The sequence below is a fragment of the Streptomyces canus genome, from assembly GCF_001514145.1.
Lineage (GTDB): Bacteria > Actinomycetota > Actinomycetes > Streptomycetales > Streptomycetaceae > Streptomyces > Streptomyces canus.
This window is the reverse complement of the sequence record NZ_KQ948669.1, coordinates 154,451-169,931: the sequence shown is the minus strand read 5'-3', so window position 1 is coordinate 169,931 and position 15,481 is coordinate 154,451. Positions and strand designations below refer to the sequence as shown.

General features: G+C 71.5%; 13 protein-coding genes. 10 read left to right on the top strand and 3 right to left on the bottom strand.

Features of this window, described 5'->3' with window-relative positions; translation table 11 throughout:
* Positions 1-7: 7 nt before the first annotated feature.
* Positions 8-1,027: a TIGR03842 family LLM class F420-dependent oxidoreductase gene (locus AQJ46_RS36315; protein WP_059209605.1), complete on the top strand. Its 1,020-nt coding sequence runs from the start codon at positions 8-10 to the stop codon at positions 1,025-1,027.
* Between the two features lie 120 nt (positions 1,028-1,147).
* The gene (locus AQJ46_RS36310) at positions 1,148-2,698 is read left to right on the top strand and encodes an NCS1 family nucleobase:cation symporter-1 (protein ID WP_059209604.1); all 1,551 of its coding nucleotides are present in this window, start codon (positions 1,148-1,150) and stop codon (positions 2,696-2,698) included.
* Positions 2,699-2,753: 55 nt separating this feature from the next.
* On the opposite strand, the gene AQJ46_RS36305 is transcribed toward AQJ46_RS36310, so the two are convergent.
* The gene (locus AQJ46_RS36305; RefSeq protein ID WP_059209603.1) at positions 2,754-3,419 is read right to left on the bottom strand and encodes a hypothetical protein; all 666 of its coding nucleotides are present in this window, start codon (positions 3,417-3,419) and stop codon (positions 2,754-2,756) included.
* A 151-nt stretch (positions 3,420-3,570) separates the two neighbouring features.
* The gene (locus AQJ46_RS36300) at positions 3,571-4,575 is read right to left on the bottom strand and encodes a carboxymuconolactone decarboxylase family protein (protein ID WP_059209602.1); all 1,005 of its coding nucleotides are present in this window, start codon (positions 4,573-4,575) and stop codon (positions 3,571-3,573) included.
* Between the two features lie 167 nt (positions 4,576-4,742).
* Between AQJ46_RS36300 and AQJ46_RS36295 the strand changes: the two genes are divergently transcribed.
* From AQJ46_RS36295 to AQJ46_RS36285, 3 genes are all read left to right on the top strand, one after another.
* Entirely contained in the window at positions 4,743-5,861 is a 1,119-nt protein-coding gene (locus AQJ46_RS36295; RefSeq protein WP_059209601.1) for a sensor histidine kinase, read from the top strand.
* A gap of 609 nt (positions 5,862-6,470) precedes the next feature.
* Positions 6,471-7,133, top strand: a complete 663-nt coding sequence (locus tag AQJ46_RS36290) for a response regulator (protein WP_079072558.1) — start codon at positions 6,471-6,473, stop codon at positions 7,131-7,133.
* 43 nt (positions 7,134-7,176) lie between these two features.
* Entirely contained in the window at positions 7,177-7,998 is an 822-nt protein-coding gene (locus tag AQJ46_RS36285; protein WP_059209600.1) for a class I SAM-dependent methyltransferase, read from the top strand.
* Positions 7,999-8,024: 26 nt separating this feature from the next.
* On the opposite strand, the gene AQJ46_RS36280 is transcribed toward AQJ46_RS36285, so the two are convergent.
* Positions 8,025-9,017 (bottom strand): phospholipase D-like domain-containing protein, encoded by a 993-nt coding sequence (locus tag AQJ46_RS36280; RefSeq protein ID WP_059209599.1) that lies wholly within the window; start codon positions 9,015-9,017, stop codon positions 8,025-8,027.
* 317 nt (positions 9,018-9,334) lie between these two features.
* Here AQJ46_RS36280 and AQJ46_RS36275 point away from each other — a divergent pair, with 317 nt between their 5' ends.
* From AQJ46_RS36275 to AQJ46_RS36255, 5 genes are all read left to right on the top strand, one after another.
* Positions 9,335-11,161: a gamma-glutamyltransferase family protein gene (locus tag AQJ46_RS36275; protein WP_059209701.1), complete on the top strand. Its 1,827-nt coding sequence runs from the start codon at positions 9,335-9,337 to the stop codon at positions 11,159-11,161.
* Positions 11,162-11,332: 171 nt separating this feature from the next.
* Complete coding sequence (locus AQJ46_RS36270; protein ID WP_059209598.1) at positions 11,333-12,178, top strand: inositol monophosphatase family protein; 846 nt, start codon at positions 11,333-11,335, stop codon at positions 12,176-12,178.
* A gap of 388 nt (positions 12,179-12,566) precedes the next feature.
* Positions 12,567-13,979, top strand: coding sequence for a phytoene desaturase family protein (locus tag AQJ46_RS36265; protein WP_059209597.1), 1,413 nt, complete (start codon positions 12,567-12,569; stop codon positions 13,977-13,979).
* A gap of 41 nt (positions 13,980-14,020) precedes the next feature.
* On the top strand, positions 14,021-14,530 hold the full coding sequence (locus AQJ46_RS36260) for an O-acetyl-ADP-ribose deacetylase (RefSeq protein WP_059209596.1): 510 nt from the start codon (positions 14,021-14,023) through the stop codon (positions 14,528-14,530).
* A gap of 191 nt (positions 14,531-14,721) precedes the next feature.
* Positions 14,722-15,282, top strand: coding sequence for a hypothetical protein (locus tag AQJ46_RS36255; protein ID WP_059209595.1), 561 nt, complete (start codon positions 14,722-14,724; stop codon positions 15,280-15,282).
* Positions 15,283-15,481: the final 199 nt, after the last annotated feature.

Below are 15,481 nucleotides of genomic sequence, written 5' to 3'. Positions count from 1 at the left end.
GGCGCAGATGGACTTCGGACTCGTCCTGCAGACCGACCCGCCGGCCTCGAAGGTCATCAGCCTGATGAAGCGGGCCGAACGCAACGGCTTCACCTACGGGTGGACCTTCGACTCCGCCGTGCTCTGGCAGGAGCCGTTCGTGATTTACAGTCAGATCCTGTCTAACACAACGAAGTTGAAGGTCGGCCCGATGGTCACCAACCCGGGCACCCGTACCTGGGAGGTGACCGCCTCCACCTTCGCCACCCTCAACGACATGTTCGGCAACCGCACGGTCTGCGGCATCGGCCGCGGCGACTCCGCGATGCGCGTGGCGGGCCGCAAGCCCAACACGCTGGCCCGCATCAGCGAGGCCATGAAGGTCATCCGGGCGCTCGGCCGGGGCGACGAGGCCGACCTCGGCGGCACGGTCATCAGGTTCCCGTGGATCAAGCCGGGAGCCGAACTCCCCGTGTGGATGGCCGCGTACGGTCCCAAGGCGCTGAAGATGACCGGCGAGGAGGCCGACGGGTTCATCCTCCAGCTGGCCGACCTGTACCTGACCGAGTACATGGTGAAGGCGGTCAAGGACGCGGCCGTCGCCGCCGGACGCTCGGCGGACGAGGTCAAGATCTGCGTGGCCGCCCCCGCCTACGTCACCGAGAACGACTCGCCCGAGGCGCTCGCCCACGCGCGCGAGCAGTGCCGCTGGTTCGGCGGGATGGTCGGCAACCACGTCGCCGATCTGGTCTCCAAGTACGGCGAGCACTCTGCCGCCGTTCCCGACGAGCTGACGGACTACATCAAGTCGCGCGAGGGGTACGACTACTCGCACCACGGGCGGGCCGACAACCCGGACACCGCGTTCGTGCCCGACGAGATCGTCGACCGGTTCTGCATCATCGGACCGGTCGAGAAGCACATCGAGAAGCTGAACGCGCTGCGCGAGCTGGGCGTCGACCAGTTCGCCGTCTACGACATGCACGACGCCCAGGAAGCGACCATCGACGCGTACGGCTCGAAGGTCATCCCCGCCCTCAACGCCTGACGTCCGACCCGCGACCCCCCACACCTTGTTCCCCCCTCTCCTCCCGCCGTCCCGGGGCGGAGAGGGGCCCAAGGCCCCCGCACGGCCTATCCCGTCCCGCTCTGATCGATTGGCCTGCCCATGACCGAAACAGTCCCCACGGGGTCGCCGATATCGCAGTCCGCCGGTGGACGCGTCGAGCTCGCCCCCGAGGCCTTCCCCACCGACAGCCCCTTCGCCAACGAGGACCTGCGTCCCGTACCGGTCTCCGAGCGCAAGTGGACGACGTACAACTTCGCGGCCCTGTGGATCTCCATGGCGCACTGCATCCCCAGCTGGACCCTGGCCTCCGGCCTGGTCGCCCTCGGCATGGACTGGAAGCAGGCCGTGTTCACCATCGCCCTGGCCAACATCATCGTGCTGCTGCCGATGCTGGCCACCGGGCACGCCGGACCCAAGTACGGCATCCCCTTCCCGGTCCTCGCCCGCGCCTCCTTCGGGCTGCGCGGTGCCAACATCCCGGCGCTGATCCGGGCGGCCGTGGCCTGCGGCTGGTTCGGCATCCAGACCTGGATCGGCGGCAGCGGCATCTTCGCGCTGGGCTCCAAGCTCACCGGCGGCCACTGGGAGAACGCGGGCAAGATCGCGGGCAACCCCTGGCCCCTGTGGCTCTGCTTCCTGCTGTTCTGGGCACTCCAGATAGCGATCATCTACCGCGGCATGGACTTCCTGCGCCACTTCGAGAACTGGGCCGCGCCCTTCGTGATCGCCGGCGCGCTCGTGCTGCTCATCTGGATCGCGGTCAAGGCGGACGGCTTCGGAGCGCTGCTGGACCAGCCGTCGAAGCTCGGTTGGGGTCCCGACTTCTGGCCGGTCTTCTTCCCGTCCCTGATGGGAATGATCGGCTTTTGGGCGACTCTGTCCCTGAACATTCCCGACTTCACTCGTTTCGGTGCCAGTCAGAAGGCGCAGACCTGGGGCCAGTCCCTGGGGCTGCCGACCACGATGACCCTCTTCGCGGTCCTCGCCGTGCTGGTCACCTCCGGCTCCGAGGTCGTCTACGGCGAGGCCATCTGGGACCCGGTCGCGCTGGCGGCCAAGGCGGACAACGCCTTCGGGCTGCTCTTCGCGCTGATCGTCGTGCTCGTCGCCACCATCTCCGTGAACATCGCGGCGAACGTGGTCTCACCGGCGTACGACCTGTCCAACCTGGCCCCGAAGTTCATCAACTTCCGCACCGGCGCGCTGATCACGGGTGTCGTGGGCATCCTGATCTTCCCGTGGAAGCTGATCTCCACGCCGGAGTTCTACATCTTCACCTGGCTCGGCGTGGTCGGCGGTCTGCTCGGCACGGTCGCGGGCATCCTCATCGCCGACTACTGGATCGTCCGGCGTACGGTCCTGCACCTCGCGGACCTCTACACGCCAGGCGGCCGCTACTGGTACACCAACGGCTGGAACTGGCGGGCGATCGTCGCCTTCGTGGTCGGCGGCCTGCTCGCGGTCGGCGGCTCGTACTCGGGGGTGGGCGCGGACGGCAAGAAGACCGGGCCGTTCCCGACCGACGGTCTGATCCCGTTCCTCAAGCCACTGGCCGACTACGGCTGGGCGGTGGGCCTCAGCGCGTCCCTGCTGCTGTACATCGCGCTGATGCTGCCGAAGGGGAGGGAGCAGGAGGGCATCGCGGCCTGAAGGTTCGCGTCACGCGCGCGTGGAGGGCGGTCGGGTTCGGCCCCGGCCTGTCGGCTCAGGCCTTCTGGCCGCTCTCCAGTGCCGCCACCGCCTCCTTGGCGGCCTTGATGGCGCCCTTGTTGATCTCGTCCGTGCTGGGCGCCTTCTTCGACTCGAAGTCGCTGCCGTTGTACGTCACGGTCACCAGCGCGTTGGACGCCTGGATGATGACCACGCCCTCACGGGTCTGCTGCTTGTCCTCGGTGGTGAGGTTCACCACCGAGTAGCCGGCGTCGCCGACACCGGGCACACTCCCGCCGCCGCTCTTCTCGGTGGTGGTCTCCTTGTACGACTTGGCGGCCGCCGCGTCGGACTCCGTGATCTCGAAGGAGACGTCGAGCCAGCGGTAGTCGTACCCCTTGAGCGCGTTCCAGGAGCAGGTGCGACGCAGGGACGTGTCCGTGGAGGGGATCTCCTTGCCGGCCGTCTTGGCACCCGGTACGAGCGACTTGAGGGTGGCCGTGGCGATGCTGCCGCAGGGTGCGGGGGCGGCGGCGTACTGCTTCGAGGCCGCTGCCGTGGACGCGCCCGAGGGGGACTCGCCGGCGGACTGCGGCGCCGACTCCTTCTCGGCGGCCGGCGTCGTGGCCGGACCTGACGTCAGCGCCCAGCCCGCCGCGGCGAGCACGACGACGGGCGAGATGCGCGCGGTGAGGGCTAGCGGCAGGGAAAGAGTTCGCACGGCGCACTTTTCGTGGGGGACGGACGGTGCGGACGGGTCCGCACTGCGGACGGGACGCCAGTTTCACACGTCTCCCTGTGGGGTGGAAGTGTGAACTCGCTCCGTACCGGTGCCGTCACAGTGCCCTGCCGCCGATGCGTCATGTGTCCACTTATGTCCGAGCGATGGGCCGGTAGAGGGCCGACTCGACGCGGTCCACGGCCAGGAACGCCCCGTAGGCCACGAGGTGCACCAGAAGCTCGTCGGTGTACTCCGGCCGCCGCCAGGCCGCCACGTCCTCGTCGGTGATCCGGTACGGCGCCAGCGCGGCCAGCAGCACCAGACGCGCGCCGGGACGCTCCCGTCGGTCCGGGAAGCCGCTCAGGTCGAGCGGCGGATGCGACCCGTCCCAGTCCAGCAGGGTCTCCTCCACGAGGTCCTGGTCCTCGACGCCGAGGAGGCGGGCGCCCGCCATGGCCGCCCGGAGCAGCGCCGCGTACGCGAGCCCGACGGGCGTACCGTCCGCCCACGCGGGGGCCTCACCGGGGTCGGGCAGGTCGAGCAGCGCCAGGGACGCGCCGGGCCGGGCGGGTCGGCGAACGGTCCGGCCGAGCGTGCGGCCCGCGAGGCTGCGGACGGCCCGGAAGCGCTGGGCGTTGCCCGGCAGCAGGTTCTCGGTGAGCAGGGCGGACACGATCCGGTTGATGAAGTGGAAGGCGAACGCCGTGCCGAGGTAGCCCGGCGCGTGCTCGCGCGGGAACGGGTACGGTCCGGCGCCGAGGCCGCCCGGCACGCGCGTGTGCCTGCCCCAGTCCAGCACGCGCGCGTGCTCCGCGTTCTCCGGCCGCTCCCCTCGGGCGATGCGTTCGGCGAGCGCGTGGTCGCCGGTGGCGTGCAGCAGCATGGTGTGCGCGTCCACGCAGAACGGACACCGGTTGGCCAGCGAGACGCCGAGCGCCGCCAGCTCCTTGCCGGTGCGGCTGCCGGGGCCCGCGATCAGCGACTCGCGCATCAGCGCCCATGTGGGGGCGAGGAGCCCCGGCGCGGAGGAGAGGACCACGAAGGTGACGGGTTCGTCGATGCCGAAGTCGCGGGACAGCTGTTCGTAGACCTCGGCGACATGGCCGGTTGCGGCCTTGGGCGGCAGGGGCCGGGTGTAGCGGAAGGGTGTGGACATGGACAGCAGCGTGCGCCCCGACGACGGCCCGGGTCGTCGTACGGCCGAAGGGAGTTGGTGCTGCATCCGTGAGCGCGGGCCAGGTCGGGGACTACTACGGGGGGAGTAGCCGGGGAGTTGTCCACAGGGCTGACGCCGGTGACGGTGCGGCGGTCTAGCGTGTGGGCATGAGCGGGCATGCGGTCGACTCGGCCACCTCCCAACGGCTCGCCGATCTGGCCCTCGTGGTCGTGGTCGGCGCGCTTGTCGTGGCCGCGGCGGCTCTGGACGCGGACACGACCGGCCTCGACTACGCGCTCCTCGTGGTGAGTTCGGCCGCTCTCGCGTTCTACCGGTCGGTGCCGCTGGTGGTGCTGGCCGTGGCCACGGTGAGCGGGGCGGCCTACGTCCTGCACGCCCACCCGGGACCCCTCGGCGCGCTGTCCGTCTTCGCCGCCGTGCACCTGGCGTCCCAGCTGGGGCACCGGGGCTGGGCGGCCGCGGCGAGCGGGGTCTTCCTCGGGGCGTACGCGATCACGGGCCCGACGGTCCAGGAGGCGATCGAGAGGACCGGGCTGCTCGCGGGCTGGTTCGTGTGCGCGGTGGTGACGGGTCTCGCCGGTCGCAACTGGCAGGCGTATCTGCGCCAGACCGAACAGCGCGCGCTGGAGGCGGAGCGCACCCGGGAGGAGGCCGCCTTGCGCCGCGCCGGGGAGGAACGGCTGCGGATAGCCCGGGAGTTGCACGACTCCCTCACCCACAGCATCTCCATCGTCAAGCTCCAGGCGGGCGTGGCCGTCCACCTGGCCCGCAAGCGGGGCGAGGAGGTGCCGCCCGCCCTGCTCGCCATCCAGGAGGCGGGCGGCGAGGCCATGCGCGAGCTGCGCGCCACCCTGGAGGTCCTGCGCACCGACGAGCCGACCGGCACCCCGGCGCTGCTCGTGGAGCGGGCACGGGCGGCGGGTCTCGCCGTCGAACTGAGCGTGACGGGCGAGGAGTGCGCCCTGCACGCTCCGCTCGACCGGGCCGTGTACCGGATCGTCCAGGAGTCCCTGACGAACGCGGCCCGGCACGCCGGACCGGCCAAGGTCCTGGTGGAACTGGCCTACGGCAGGGACGACGTGACGATCCGAGTGGACGACGACGGGGCCGCGAACCCGGACCGACCGCCGCGGCCCGGCCACGGCCTCACGGGCATGCGCGAACGTGTCACGGCCCTGGGCGGCACGCTGCACACCGGCCCGCGCGCGGAGGGCGGATTCTCGGTGCGGGCGGAGCTGCCTTTGGGGGCGGGGGAGGCGGTGTGATCGGGGCGCGGGGTGGCGCCTTGGTGTGCCAGGGATGCGGGGGCTTGAGGACGGGGGCGGCTTCCGGGTGTGCGGGGGCTTGGTCGGCGAGGGTGGGGGCGGCGGCTTGGCGGGGTGCGTGTGTGGGCCGCCGCGGTGGGGGCCGGTGTGCGGGATCGGCCGCGAGGGCGCGGCGGGTTCGTGGTGGGGCGTGTATGGGGTGCGGTGGGTGGAGGGCCTCTGGGAGTGCGGGCCGGCTGCGAGGGCGCGTGGTGGGGCGTGTATGGGGTGCGACGGTGGGGTGGGTTCCGGTTGGCGGGGTCGGCCGTGAGGGCGCGGCGGGTTAGCGGTGGGGCGTGTATGGGGTGCGACGGGTGGAGGGCCTCTGGGCGTGCAGGCCGGCTGCGTGGTCGCGGCGGGTTCGTGGTGGGGCGTGCATGGGTTGCGACGGTGGGAAACGGCTTCCCGGTGTGCGGGGGATTGCTCGCCAGGGCGCGGGATGGTTCACGGCGGGCGCGGGATCGGCCGCCGCGGTGGGGAACGGCTTCCCGGTGGGCCCTGTACCGGTTTCGGGGGAGGCAGCGTGAGTGAGGCGCGGGGCGGCTTCTCCGTGGGCGTGGAGGTGTCGCGGTGATCAGGGTGGCGCTCGTCGACGACCAGGCGTTGATGCGGGCCGGGTTCCGGGCCCTGCTCGACGCCGAGGACGGGATCGAGGTGGTCGGAGAGGCGGCGGACGGGGAGCGGGGCGTGGAGCTGGTGCGCGCGCAGGTGCCCGACATCGCGCTGATCGACGTACAGATGCCGGTGATGACGGGCATCGAAGCGACCCGGCGGATCGCCGCCGATCCGGAGCTGGCCGGGGTCCGCGTGGTGATCCTCACCAACTACGGTCTCGACGAGTACGTCTTCGAGGCACTGCGGGCGGGCGCGAGCGGCTTTCTGCTGAAGGACACCGAACCGGCCGACCTGCTCCAGGCCATCCAGGTGGTGGCACGGGGCGAGGCCCTGCTGTCTCCCGCGGTCACCCGCACCCTGATCGGCGAGTTCGTCTCTCGCCCACCCGACCGGTCCACCGCCCCCGGCCTGGAGTGCCTCACCCGCCGAGAACGTGAGGTGACCGGCCTGGCCGCCCGCGGCCTGACCAACGAGGAGATCGCCGAGCACATGGTGATCAGCCCCCTCACGGCCAAGACGCACATCAGCCGAGCGATGACGAAACTGGGTGCCCGTGACCGCGCCCAACTGGTCGTGTTCGCCTACGAGTCGGGGCTGGTGACGGCACGCGGCTCCTGAAATTCCGTTGCCCGCCACGGCCTGTGATCAGCACTCTGAGACGATGACCGAGACACCACCGCTGATGCGCGAAGAGATCCTCGCCTACTACGCCCGGGGCAAGGAGGACGCCCGCCTCAGACCGGGCGGCGCCCCGTCCGGACGGCTGGAGTTCTGGCGCACGCAGGACGTGCTGCGACGGCTGCTGCCGGCCGCGCCCGCGCGCGTGCTGGACGTCGGCGGCGGCAGCGGGGTGCACGCGGAGTGGCTCGCGCGGGACGGGTACGCGGTCGACCTCGTCGACCCCGTACCGCTCCACGTCGAACAGGCCTCGCGGCTGCCGGGGGTCGCCGCTCGACTCGGGGACGCGCGCGAGCTGGCCGCGCCCGACTCCTCGTACGACGTGGTGCTCCTGCTCGGCCCGTTGTACCACCTGCCCGAACCGGCAGACCGGAGACGGGCGTTGGCCGAGGCGGTCCGGGTGGTCCGGCCGGGCGGGCTGGTGGTCGCGGCCACCATCAACCGGTACGCGCAACTGCATGACCTGCTGCGCGAGGAACGCTATTTCACCCCGGAGCACCGAGAACGCACCGACGCCGTCCTCGCGGACGGTCGGCATCCCTACCATGACGAGGGCTTCTTCACCGTCGCCCACTTCGCCCAACCGGACCAGGTGACCGCGGAGTTCACCGACGCGCAGCTGGCCGTCGAGGGGCAGTACGGCATCGAGGGCGTGGCCTGGCTGATGGGCGGCGTCGAGGACTGGCTGGACGACCCGGCCCGGCGCGAGACCGTGCTGGCGGCGTGCCGGCACATCGAGTCGGAACCGACGCTGCTGGGCGCGAGCGGGCATCTGCTGACGGTGGGCAGACGGCCGTCGGTGTGACGGGGCGGCCGTCTGCCCGGGGGTGACTAGGCGGCCGTACCGCCCGAGTAGTCACTGTTGAACGTCGCCTCGACCGTGGTGGCCACGGACTGCGCCACCCCGGTGCCGGTGAGGATGATGCCCAACTCGCGGTTGCTGGAAAGTGAGTTGCTGCTGATGTTCATGGAGCCGGCCTCCACTTCCTGGGTGGCGAGTCCGTAGTCGGCGACCATGGCCTTGGCGTGGATGTAGAAGCCGTCGGGGTCGGAGTACCCGACGACGGTCCCGCCTGCCGCCTCGATCTCGGAGACCTCGCTCGCGTAGTCGCCCGGGGTCTCCAGCACCACCCGTACCTTCACCCCCGCCTTCGCGCGCGCCGCGATGGCGTTCACCACCGTGCTGTCGCTGAACTCCAGTTCCTCGACGTCGAGCGTCTTGGTGGCGGCGTTGACGACGGACAGCAGACGGCTGCGGGAATCGGTGGGGGACCAGAGCAGGTGGTCGCCGTCGGTGGGGGTGACCGAGGTGCCGGCGTAGTCCGCGGCGAAGACCTTCTCGATCGCGGCGACATCGCGGGTGTCGTCGGTGAAGACGCCGTAGTCACGGCCGGTGGAGTAGTACTGGGAGGTGAGATTGCCGGTGAGGACCAGCGACTTGGTTGCGTCCACGGTGATCGTCTTCTGGTGCGTGTAGACGAAGCTCGACGGCGACCACACCACCCCTACGCCGGCGTTCGTCAGTGCCGTGTAGGCGGAGCTGTTGGCGCTCTGGTGCGCACGGTCCAGGACGACCCGCACGGTGACGCCCTTGTTCTTGAGGGCGATCAGGTCGTTGACGGCCGTGGTGTCCTCGAGCTCGTACATGGTCATGTCGAGGGAGGTGGTCGCCGAGTTGACGAAGTCGTAGATCGTGGGCTGACTGCCGCTCTGCGAGAAGGCGAAGGCGGTGTAACTCGCGGCACTGGCGGGGACGGAGGCGGCGAACACGGCGGCACCGGCGGCGACAGCGACACCGGTACGGGTGAGGACCTTCCACAACATGCGTGACTCCTGGTCGAGTTGGTGCCCGCGTGGGGGGCGCGGGCATCCGCATGGCACCACGCGCGTAGAACGCGCGGGAAGAGGCGTCCGGTGAACTCGGCGTTACCGGCGGTCCTTACGGCCGGGCAAAAGGGACTCCGTGCAGGTGAGGGGTGGTTCATGGACTTCTCGTGCGATCGCAAAGTCTTCGTAGTCCGGTCGCCGGTGCGTTGCGAGACCCAGCACGCTCACCTCCCGTGGTGCCGACCTGCGAAGGGTGATCGATAGCCTGTCGGGGAGAGGTCCGGCCGATGCGCGGAAAGTGCGAGGTGAAAGGCGTGTTCACCACCCGTCCCACTCTTCAAGGCACCTTCGGCATGGTGTCCTCCACCCACTGGCTGGCCTCGCAGTCGGCGATGGCGGTGCTGGAGGACGGCGGCAACGCGTTCGACGCGGCGGTGGCCGGGGCCTTCGTGCTGCACGTCGTCGAGCCGCACCTCAACGGGCCCGCCGGTGAGGTGCCGATCCTGCTCGCGCCCGCCGGTGGGGAAGTGCGGGTGCTGTGCGGGCAGGGCGTCGCGCCCGCCGGGGCGACCGTGGCCCACTACCAGGGGCTGGGCCTGGATCTCGTCCCCGGGACCGGCCCCCTCGCCGCAGCCGTCCCGGGCGCCTTCGACGCCTGGATGCTGCTGCTGCGCGATCACGGCACCAAGTCACTCGCCGATGTCCTCAAGTACGCCATCGGGTACGCCGAGGACGGGCACGCGCCCGTGGAGAACGTCGGCGCGACCGTCGAGAGTGTGCGGGAGCTGTTCGAGACGGAGTGGACCTCGTCGGCGGAGGTGTACCTGCCGGGTGGCAAGGCCCCGCGGCCCGGCGAGTTGTTCCGCAACCCCGCCCTGGCCGCCACCTGGAAGCGGCTGATCGACGGGGTGGCGGGGGCGGGCGACCGGGCCGCGCAGATCGACGCGGCGCGTGAGGTGTGGCGTACCGGATTCATCGCCGAGGCGCTCGTACGGCAGGCGCGGCGACCCACCATGGACACCAGCGGCTCCCGGCACACCGGCACGCTCACGGCCGCGGATCTCGCCGGGTGGTCCGCGACCTACGAGGCGCCGGCGACGTACGACTGGAACGGCTGGACCCTCTGCAAGGCCGGCCCCTGGAGCCAGGGCCCGGTCCTCCTCCAGCAGCTCGCGCTGTTGCCGCCCGAGCTGCCGCGCTACGGGTCCGTCGAGTACGTCCATCTGCTGGTCGAGGGCTGCAAGCTGGCGATGGCCGACCGGGAGGCCTGGTACGGGGACGCGGCCGAAGTGCCGCTCGATGAGCTGTTGTCGGCGCAGTACAACGCGGGACGCCGTGAGCTCGTCGGCGACAAGGCCTCCCACGAGCTCCGGCCGGGCAGTCCCGGTGGGCGTGATCCCCGGCTGAGCGCGCACGCGTGCGTGGTCGTCACCGACGAGCCCGGGTTCAGCCCGATGGGCGTGGGGGAGCCGACGGTCGCGAAGAACCCCACGTCGCCCGTGCCGGGTGAGCCCGTGGTCGGCCCCGACGGCACGACCCGGGGCGACACCTGCCATCTCGACGTCGTCGACCGCTGGGGCAACATGGTGGCCGCCACGCCCAGCGGGGGATGGCTCCAGTCCAACCCCGTCGTACCCGAACTGGGCTTCCCCCTGGGCACCCGGCTCCAGATGACCTGGCTGGAGGAGGGCCTGCCCAACTCCCTCACTCCCGGCCGCCGCCCCCGCACCACCCTCACCCCCTCGATCGCCCTGCGCGACGGAGTGCCGGTGCTGGCCTTCGGCACGCCGGGCGGAGACCAGCAGGACCAGTGGCAGCTCCACTTCTTCCTGGCCCTCGCCCTGCGCTCCCCGGTCCGTGGCGGCCTCGACCTCCAGGGCGCGATCGACGCCCCGAACTGGCACAACGACAGCTTCCCGGGGTCGTTCTATCCGCGGGGGATGCGGCCGGGGAGCGTCACGGTGGAGGCGCGGACGGATTCCAAGGTGATCGAAGGGCTACGGCGGCGGGGGCACGACCTGACGGTGGGAGAGCCGTGGTCGGAGGGACGCTTGTGCGCGGTGGCCCGGGACCCGGAGACGGGGGTGCTGTCGGCGGGGGCCAATCCGCGGGGAATGCAGGGGTATGCGGTGGGGCGGTGACGGGGCTGCGCGGGGCCCGCGGGTGTGGACGAGGTCTGCGTCTCACATGCTGATTGCGTAATTTGCCCCGATATATGCGTCGTTGCTTCCGGATCCCGGTGTTCACGGCGATTCCACTCCCCCTCCATCGGGCGGGTGGGGATTGTCAGTCCCGCGTGCTCTCATGGAGTCATGATCGAAGACACGGAAACCATCGACGAGTTTCTCGACCGGCACGCGGACGACGTGGAAGAGGCGGTGCGCAAGGCCGCCGCGGCCGAGGTCATGCCGCGCTTCCGGCGGCTCGCCGCGCACGAGGTCGACCAGAAGGCCGGGCCGCACGACCTGGTGACGGACGCCGACCGGTTGGCCGAGCGGTATCTCACCGAGACGCTCGGCGCCCTGCTTCCCGGCTCGGTCGTGGTTGGCGAGGAGGCGGTCCATGCCAACCCGGCGTCGTACGAGGCGCTGCAGGGCGACACCCCGGTCTGGATCGTCGACCCGGTCGACGGCACCCGGCAGTTCGTGCACGGGGACCCCGGCTTCTGCATGCTGATCGCGCTGGCGAAAAGCGGTGTGCTGCTCGCTTCCTGGACCTACGCCCCGGCCCGGGACCAACTGGCCACGGCGATACGCGGCCGGGGCGCGTTCCTCGACGGCGAGCGGCTGTACGCGGGCGTCCCCGCCCCGGGCCGCGACCTCCAAGTGGCCACTTCCCACCCGGACTACACGACGGACGAGCAGAAGCGCGGCCTGCTGGGACTGTGGACGGACGGCGTCGCACCGCGGGCGTGCGGCTCGGCCGGCCTGGAGTATCTCGCCGTCGCCCGCGGCGAGTCGGACGCCGTCGCCTTCTCCTGGGAGGCAGCCTGGGACCACGCGGCGGGCCTGCTGCTGGTCGAGGAGGCGGGCGGGGCCCACCTGACCCTCACCGGCGAACCGTTCCGCATCAAGGGCGGCAACACCCTCCCCTTCACCGCCGCCCGCGACGCGGCGACGGCCCGCAGGGTGCGGGCGCTGCTGGCAGCCGAGGCCTGACACGACCGCGGGGGCGGGCGGGGCCCAGGCCGGGCGGCCAGGGCTGTGCGAGCCGGAGCCGGAGCGGCCCGGAGCCCGAACCGTGCCCCGGCTTATCCCGGACCCCTGAGTCGGGCGCTGGAGTCGGGCCGGAGCAGTCCCGGGTCCTGAACGGGGCCCGTTTTATCCCGGACCCTGAGTTGGGCGCCGGAGTCGGGCCGGAGCGGCCCCGGAACCCGAACCAGCCCCGTTTTACCTCCGACCCTCGAATCGGGCGCCGAACCGGACCGCGGCGGCCCCGGAACCCCGAACCGCCCCCGACTTACCCCCGAACCCCGAGACTGTCGGTCCCCCGGCATATCCTGATCCTCTGGCCATCGGCTGACGAAGGGGTCCGAAGGTGCCGTCGATGCTCGATGCGGTCGTAGTGGGTGCGGGGCCGAACGGACTGACGGCTGCCGTGGAGCTGGCCCGCCGCGGCTTCTCCGTGGCCGTCTTCGAGGCGCGCGGCACCGTGGGCGGGGGAGCCCGCACCGAGGAGCTGACCCTCCCTGGCTTCCTGCACGACCCGTGTTCCGCGGCCCACCCCCTCGGCATCAACAGCCCGGCGTTCCGTGCCCTGCCCCTGGAGCGCTACGGCCTGGAGTGGCTGCATGCCGAGCTGCCCATGGCACACCCCTTCACCGACGGCACCGCCGCCGTGCTGTCGAGGTCGGTCGCCGAGACGGCCGCCTCGTTCGGGCCGCGGGACGCGGGGACCTACCGGAGGCTCGTCGAGCCGTTCCTGCCTCGGTGGGACACCCTGGCCCGCGACTTCATGTCCCTGCCCGCGACCGCGCTGCCCCGTGACCCGGTCACCCTCGCCCGCTTCGGTCTCGTCGGCCTGCCCCCGTCGACCTGGCTGATGCGCCGGTTCCGCGACGAGCGCGCGAAGACCCTGTTCGCCGGGCTCGTCGCGCATGTCATGGCCCCGCTCGGCGGGATCGCCACCGGCGCCATCGGCCTGGTCTTCGCCCTCGCCGCACACGCCCGCGGCTGGCCCGTGGCCCGCGGTGGCTCCCAGTCCATCTCGGACGCGCTCGCCGCGTACCTCAAGGACCTCGGCGGCACCGTCCACACCGACTACGAGGTCAAGCGGCTCGACGACCTGCCGCCCGCGCGCGCGTACGTCTTCGACACCTCGCCCACCGCCCTGGCCCGCATCGCCGGCTTCGGCAACTACTACGAGGGCTACCGCTACGGCCCGGGCGTCTTCAAGGTCGACTACGCCCTCGACGGCCCCGTGCCATGGACCGCGAAGGAAGCGCGCGCCGCGGGCACCGTGCAGATCGGCGCCGACAGCGCGGAGATCGGCACCGCCCTGCGCGCCGCGTCCCGGGAGGACCGGGCACCCGACAGGCCGTTCATGATCACGGTGCAGCCCAGCGTCGTCGACCCCGGCCGGGCCCCCGCCGGGAAGCACGTGTTCTGGGCCTACGGCCACGTGCCCAGCGGCTGGACCGGCGACCTCACCGACGCCATGGAGCGCCAACTGGAGCGTTTCGCCCCGGGGTTCCGCGACCGCGTCCTGGCCCGGGCCACCGCCGGCCCGCCCGAACTGTTCGCCCGCAACGCCAACTACGTCGGCGGCGACATCGGCTCCGGCGCGGTCAGCGGACTCCAGGTCATGCTGCGCCCCAAGCTCTCCCTGTTCCCGTACGGCACCCCTCACCCGGCCGTCTTCATCTGCTCGTCGGCGACCCCACCGGGACCGGGCGTGCACGGCATGTCGGGCCACAACGCCGCGAAAGCCGTATGGCGGAGGCTGCGACAGCAGATCTGACCGGGCTGCCCCCGACGGGGCGGGCTGGAAGAGTGGTGGTAATGACCACCATCAGGCTCGTCCAGGGCGACATCACCCGAGAGAGCGCCGACGCGATCGTCAACGCCGCGAACTCCTCCCTCCTCGGCGGCGGAGGAGTCGACGGCGCCATCCACCGCCGTGGCGGCCCCGCGATCCTGGCGGACTGCCGCAAGTTGCGCGCCGGTCACTACGGCAAGGGGCTCCCCACCGGAAAGGCGGTCGCCACCACCGCGGGCAACCTGGACGCGCGCTGGGTGATCCACACCGTCGGCCCCCGCTACAGCCAGGAGGAGGACCGCTCGGACCTGCTGGCCTCCTGCTACCGGGAGTCGCTGCGCGTCGCCGACGAATTGGGCGCTCGGACCGTCGCCTTCCCTGCCGTCTCGGCCGGCATCTACGGCTGGCCGATCGACGACGCCGCCCGGATCGCCGTGGAGACCGTACGGGAGACGGAGACCGCGGTCGAGGAGGCCCGGTTCGTGCTGTTCGACGAGAAGGCGTACCAGGCGTTCGCGCGGCAGGTCGACTGACCTCGCCGGGCTCCTACTCTGACGGCCGAATGGCCGCAGGCGCCGAAAGTGGGGGTGCAGGTGGGGGAAAACCGCTGGTCAGGGGCGCCTCGGTGCGTGATGCTCGTCCGAGTGTGGGCCTCGTGACCGGTTGCGAGGTGCGGAGGGGATTCTCACGGTGGGCCAAAGGAAACCCTTCGAAAGGACCCTGCATGCGCCCCCTCGTCTCCCGCGGCCTCCTCCTGCCGACGCTGGTCTGCACCGCGCTGATCCTCGGCCCGGTCGGCACCGCGGCCGCCGTCGTCGACGCGGGCCGCGGCGCGTCGGACCACGGTGTGGCTCAGGCGGCCACCTGGTACGGCACCGACGACATGGACACCCTGACGGACCGCCTCGACGTACTGGACCGCTCCGCGCACGGCAGCGTCCTCCAGCCCCTCCTGGACGCCGTCACCGGCATCACCGCCCTGGACGGCAGCCACCTCGACGCGAGCGAGGCGGCCGCCCACGCGAAGGCCGTGAAGGCGGCGAACGCCGAGGTCCAGGAACAGCTGCGAAAGCTGAGCGACACGGACCGGGCCGCGGCTGCGGCCGACCCGGTCTCCGACCTCCTGGCCGCGCTCCAGTCCGCGGTCGACGACCTGCTCACGTCACTGACCTCGCTGGATCTGGGCGGTGTGGTGGGCTCGGTCACCGGCCTCCTGGGCTCCGTGGTCGGAGCCGTCACCGGGCTCCTCGGCGGCGGACTGCCCTCCCTGCCGGCCGCCGGCTGACGCCACGGCTTCCCCCGGCACCCCCGCGTGAGCGCACGCGGGGGTGCCGCATGTCGTCATGTCCCCAGGACCCCACAAAGTCCGACAGAGTCATTGCCTCGCCAGTCTTCGGGATCTAGGTTGAGTCGCATCCTGTGCCTCAAAGTCACCAATAGCGCACAGGAATTGACGCTCCCTCAGTACGTACACCGCACTGTCG

Bases quoted from the DNA above. Each gene is read 5' to 3' on its own strand.
- AQJ46_RS36315 (WP_059209605.1), top strand. From the start codon at position 8: ATGGACTTCGGACTCGTCCTGCAGACCGACCCGCCGGCCTCGAAGGTC.
- AQJ46_RS36310 (WP_059209604.1), top strand. From the start codon at position 1,148: ATGACCGAAACAGTCCCCACGGGGTCGCCGATATCGCAGTCCGCCGGT.
- AQJ46_RS36300 (WP_059209602.1), bottom strand. From the start codon at position 4,575: ATGTCCACACCCTTCCGCTACACCCGGCCCCTGCCGCCCAAGGCCGCA.
- AQJ46_RS36295 (WP_059209601.1), top strand. From the start codon at position 4,743: ATGAGCGGGCATGCGGTCGACTCGGCCACCTCCCAACGGCTCGCCGAT.
- AQJ46_RS36285 (WP_059209600.1), top strand. From the start codon at position 7,177: ATGACCGAGACACCACCGCTGATGCGCGAAGAGATCCTCGCCTACTAC.
- AQJ46_RS36280 (WP_059209599.1), bottom strand. From the start codon at position 9,017: ATGTTGTGGAAGGTCCTCACCCGTACCGGTGTCGCTGTCGCCGCCGGT.
- AQJ46_RS36270 (WP_059209598.1), top strand. From the start codon at position 11,333: ATGATCGAAGACACGGAAACCATCGACGAGTTTCTCGACCGGCACGCG.
- AQJ46_RS36265 (WP_059209597.1), top strand. From the start codon at position 12,567: ATGCTCGATGCGGTCGTAGTGGGTGCGGGGCCGAACGGACTGACGGCT.
- AQJ46_RS36260 (WP_059209596.1), top strand. From the start codon at position 14,021: ATGACCACCATCAGGCTCGTCCAGGGCGACATCACCCGAGAGAGCGCC.
- AQJ46_RS36255 (WP_059209595.1), top strand. From the start codon at position 14,722: ATGCGCCCCCTCGTCTCCCGCGGCCTCCTCCTGCCGACGCTGGTCTGC.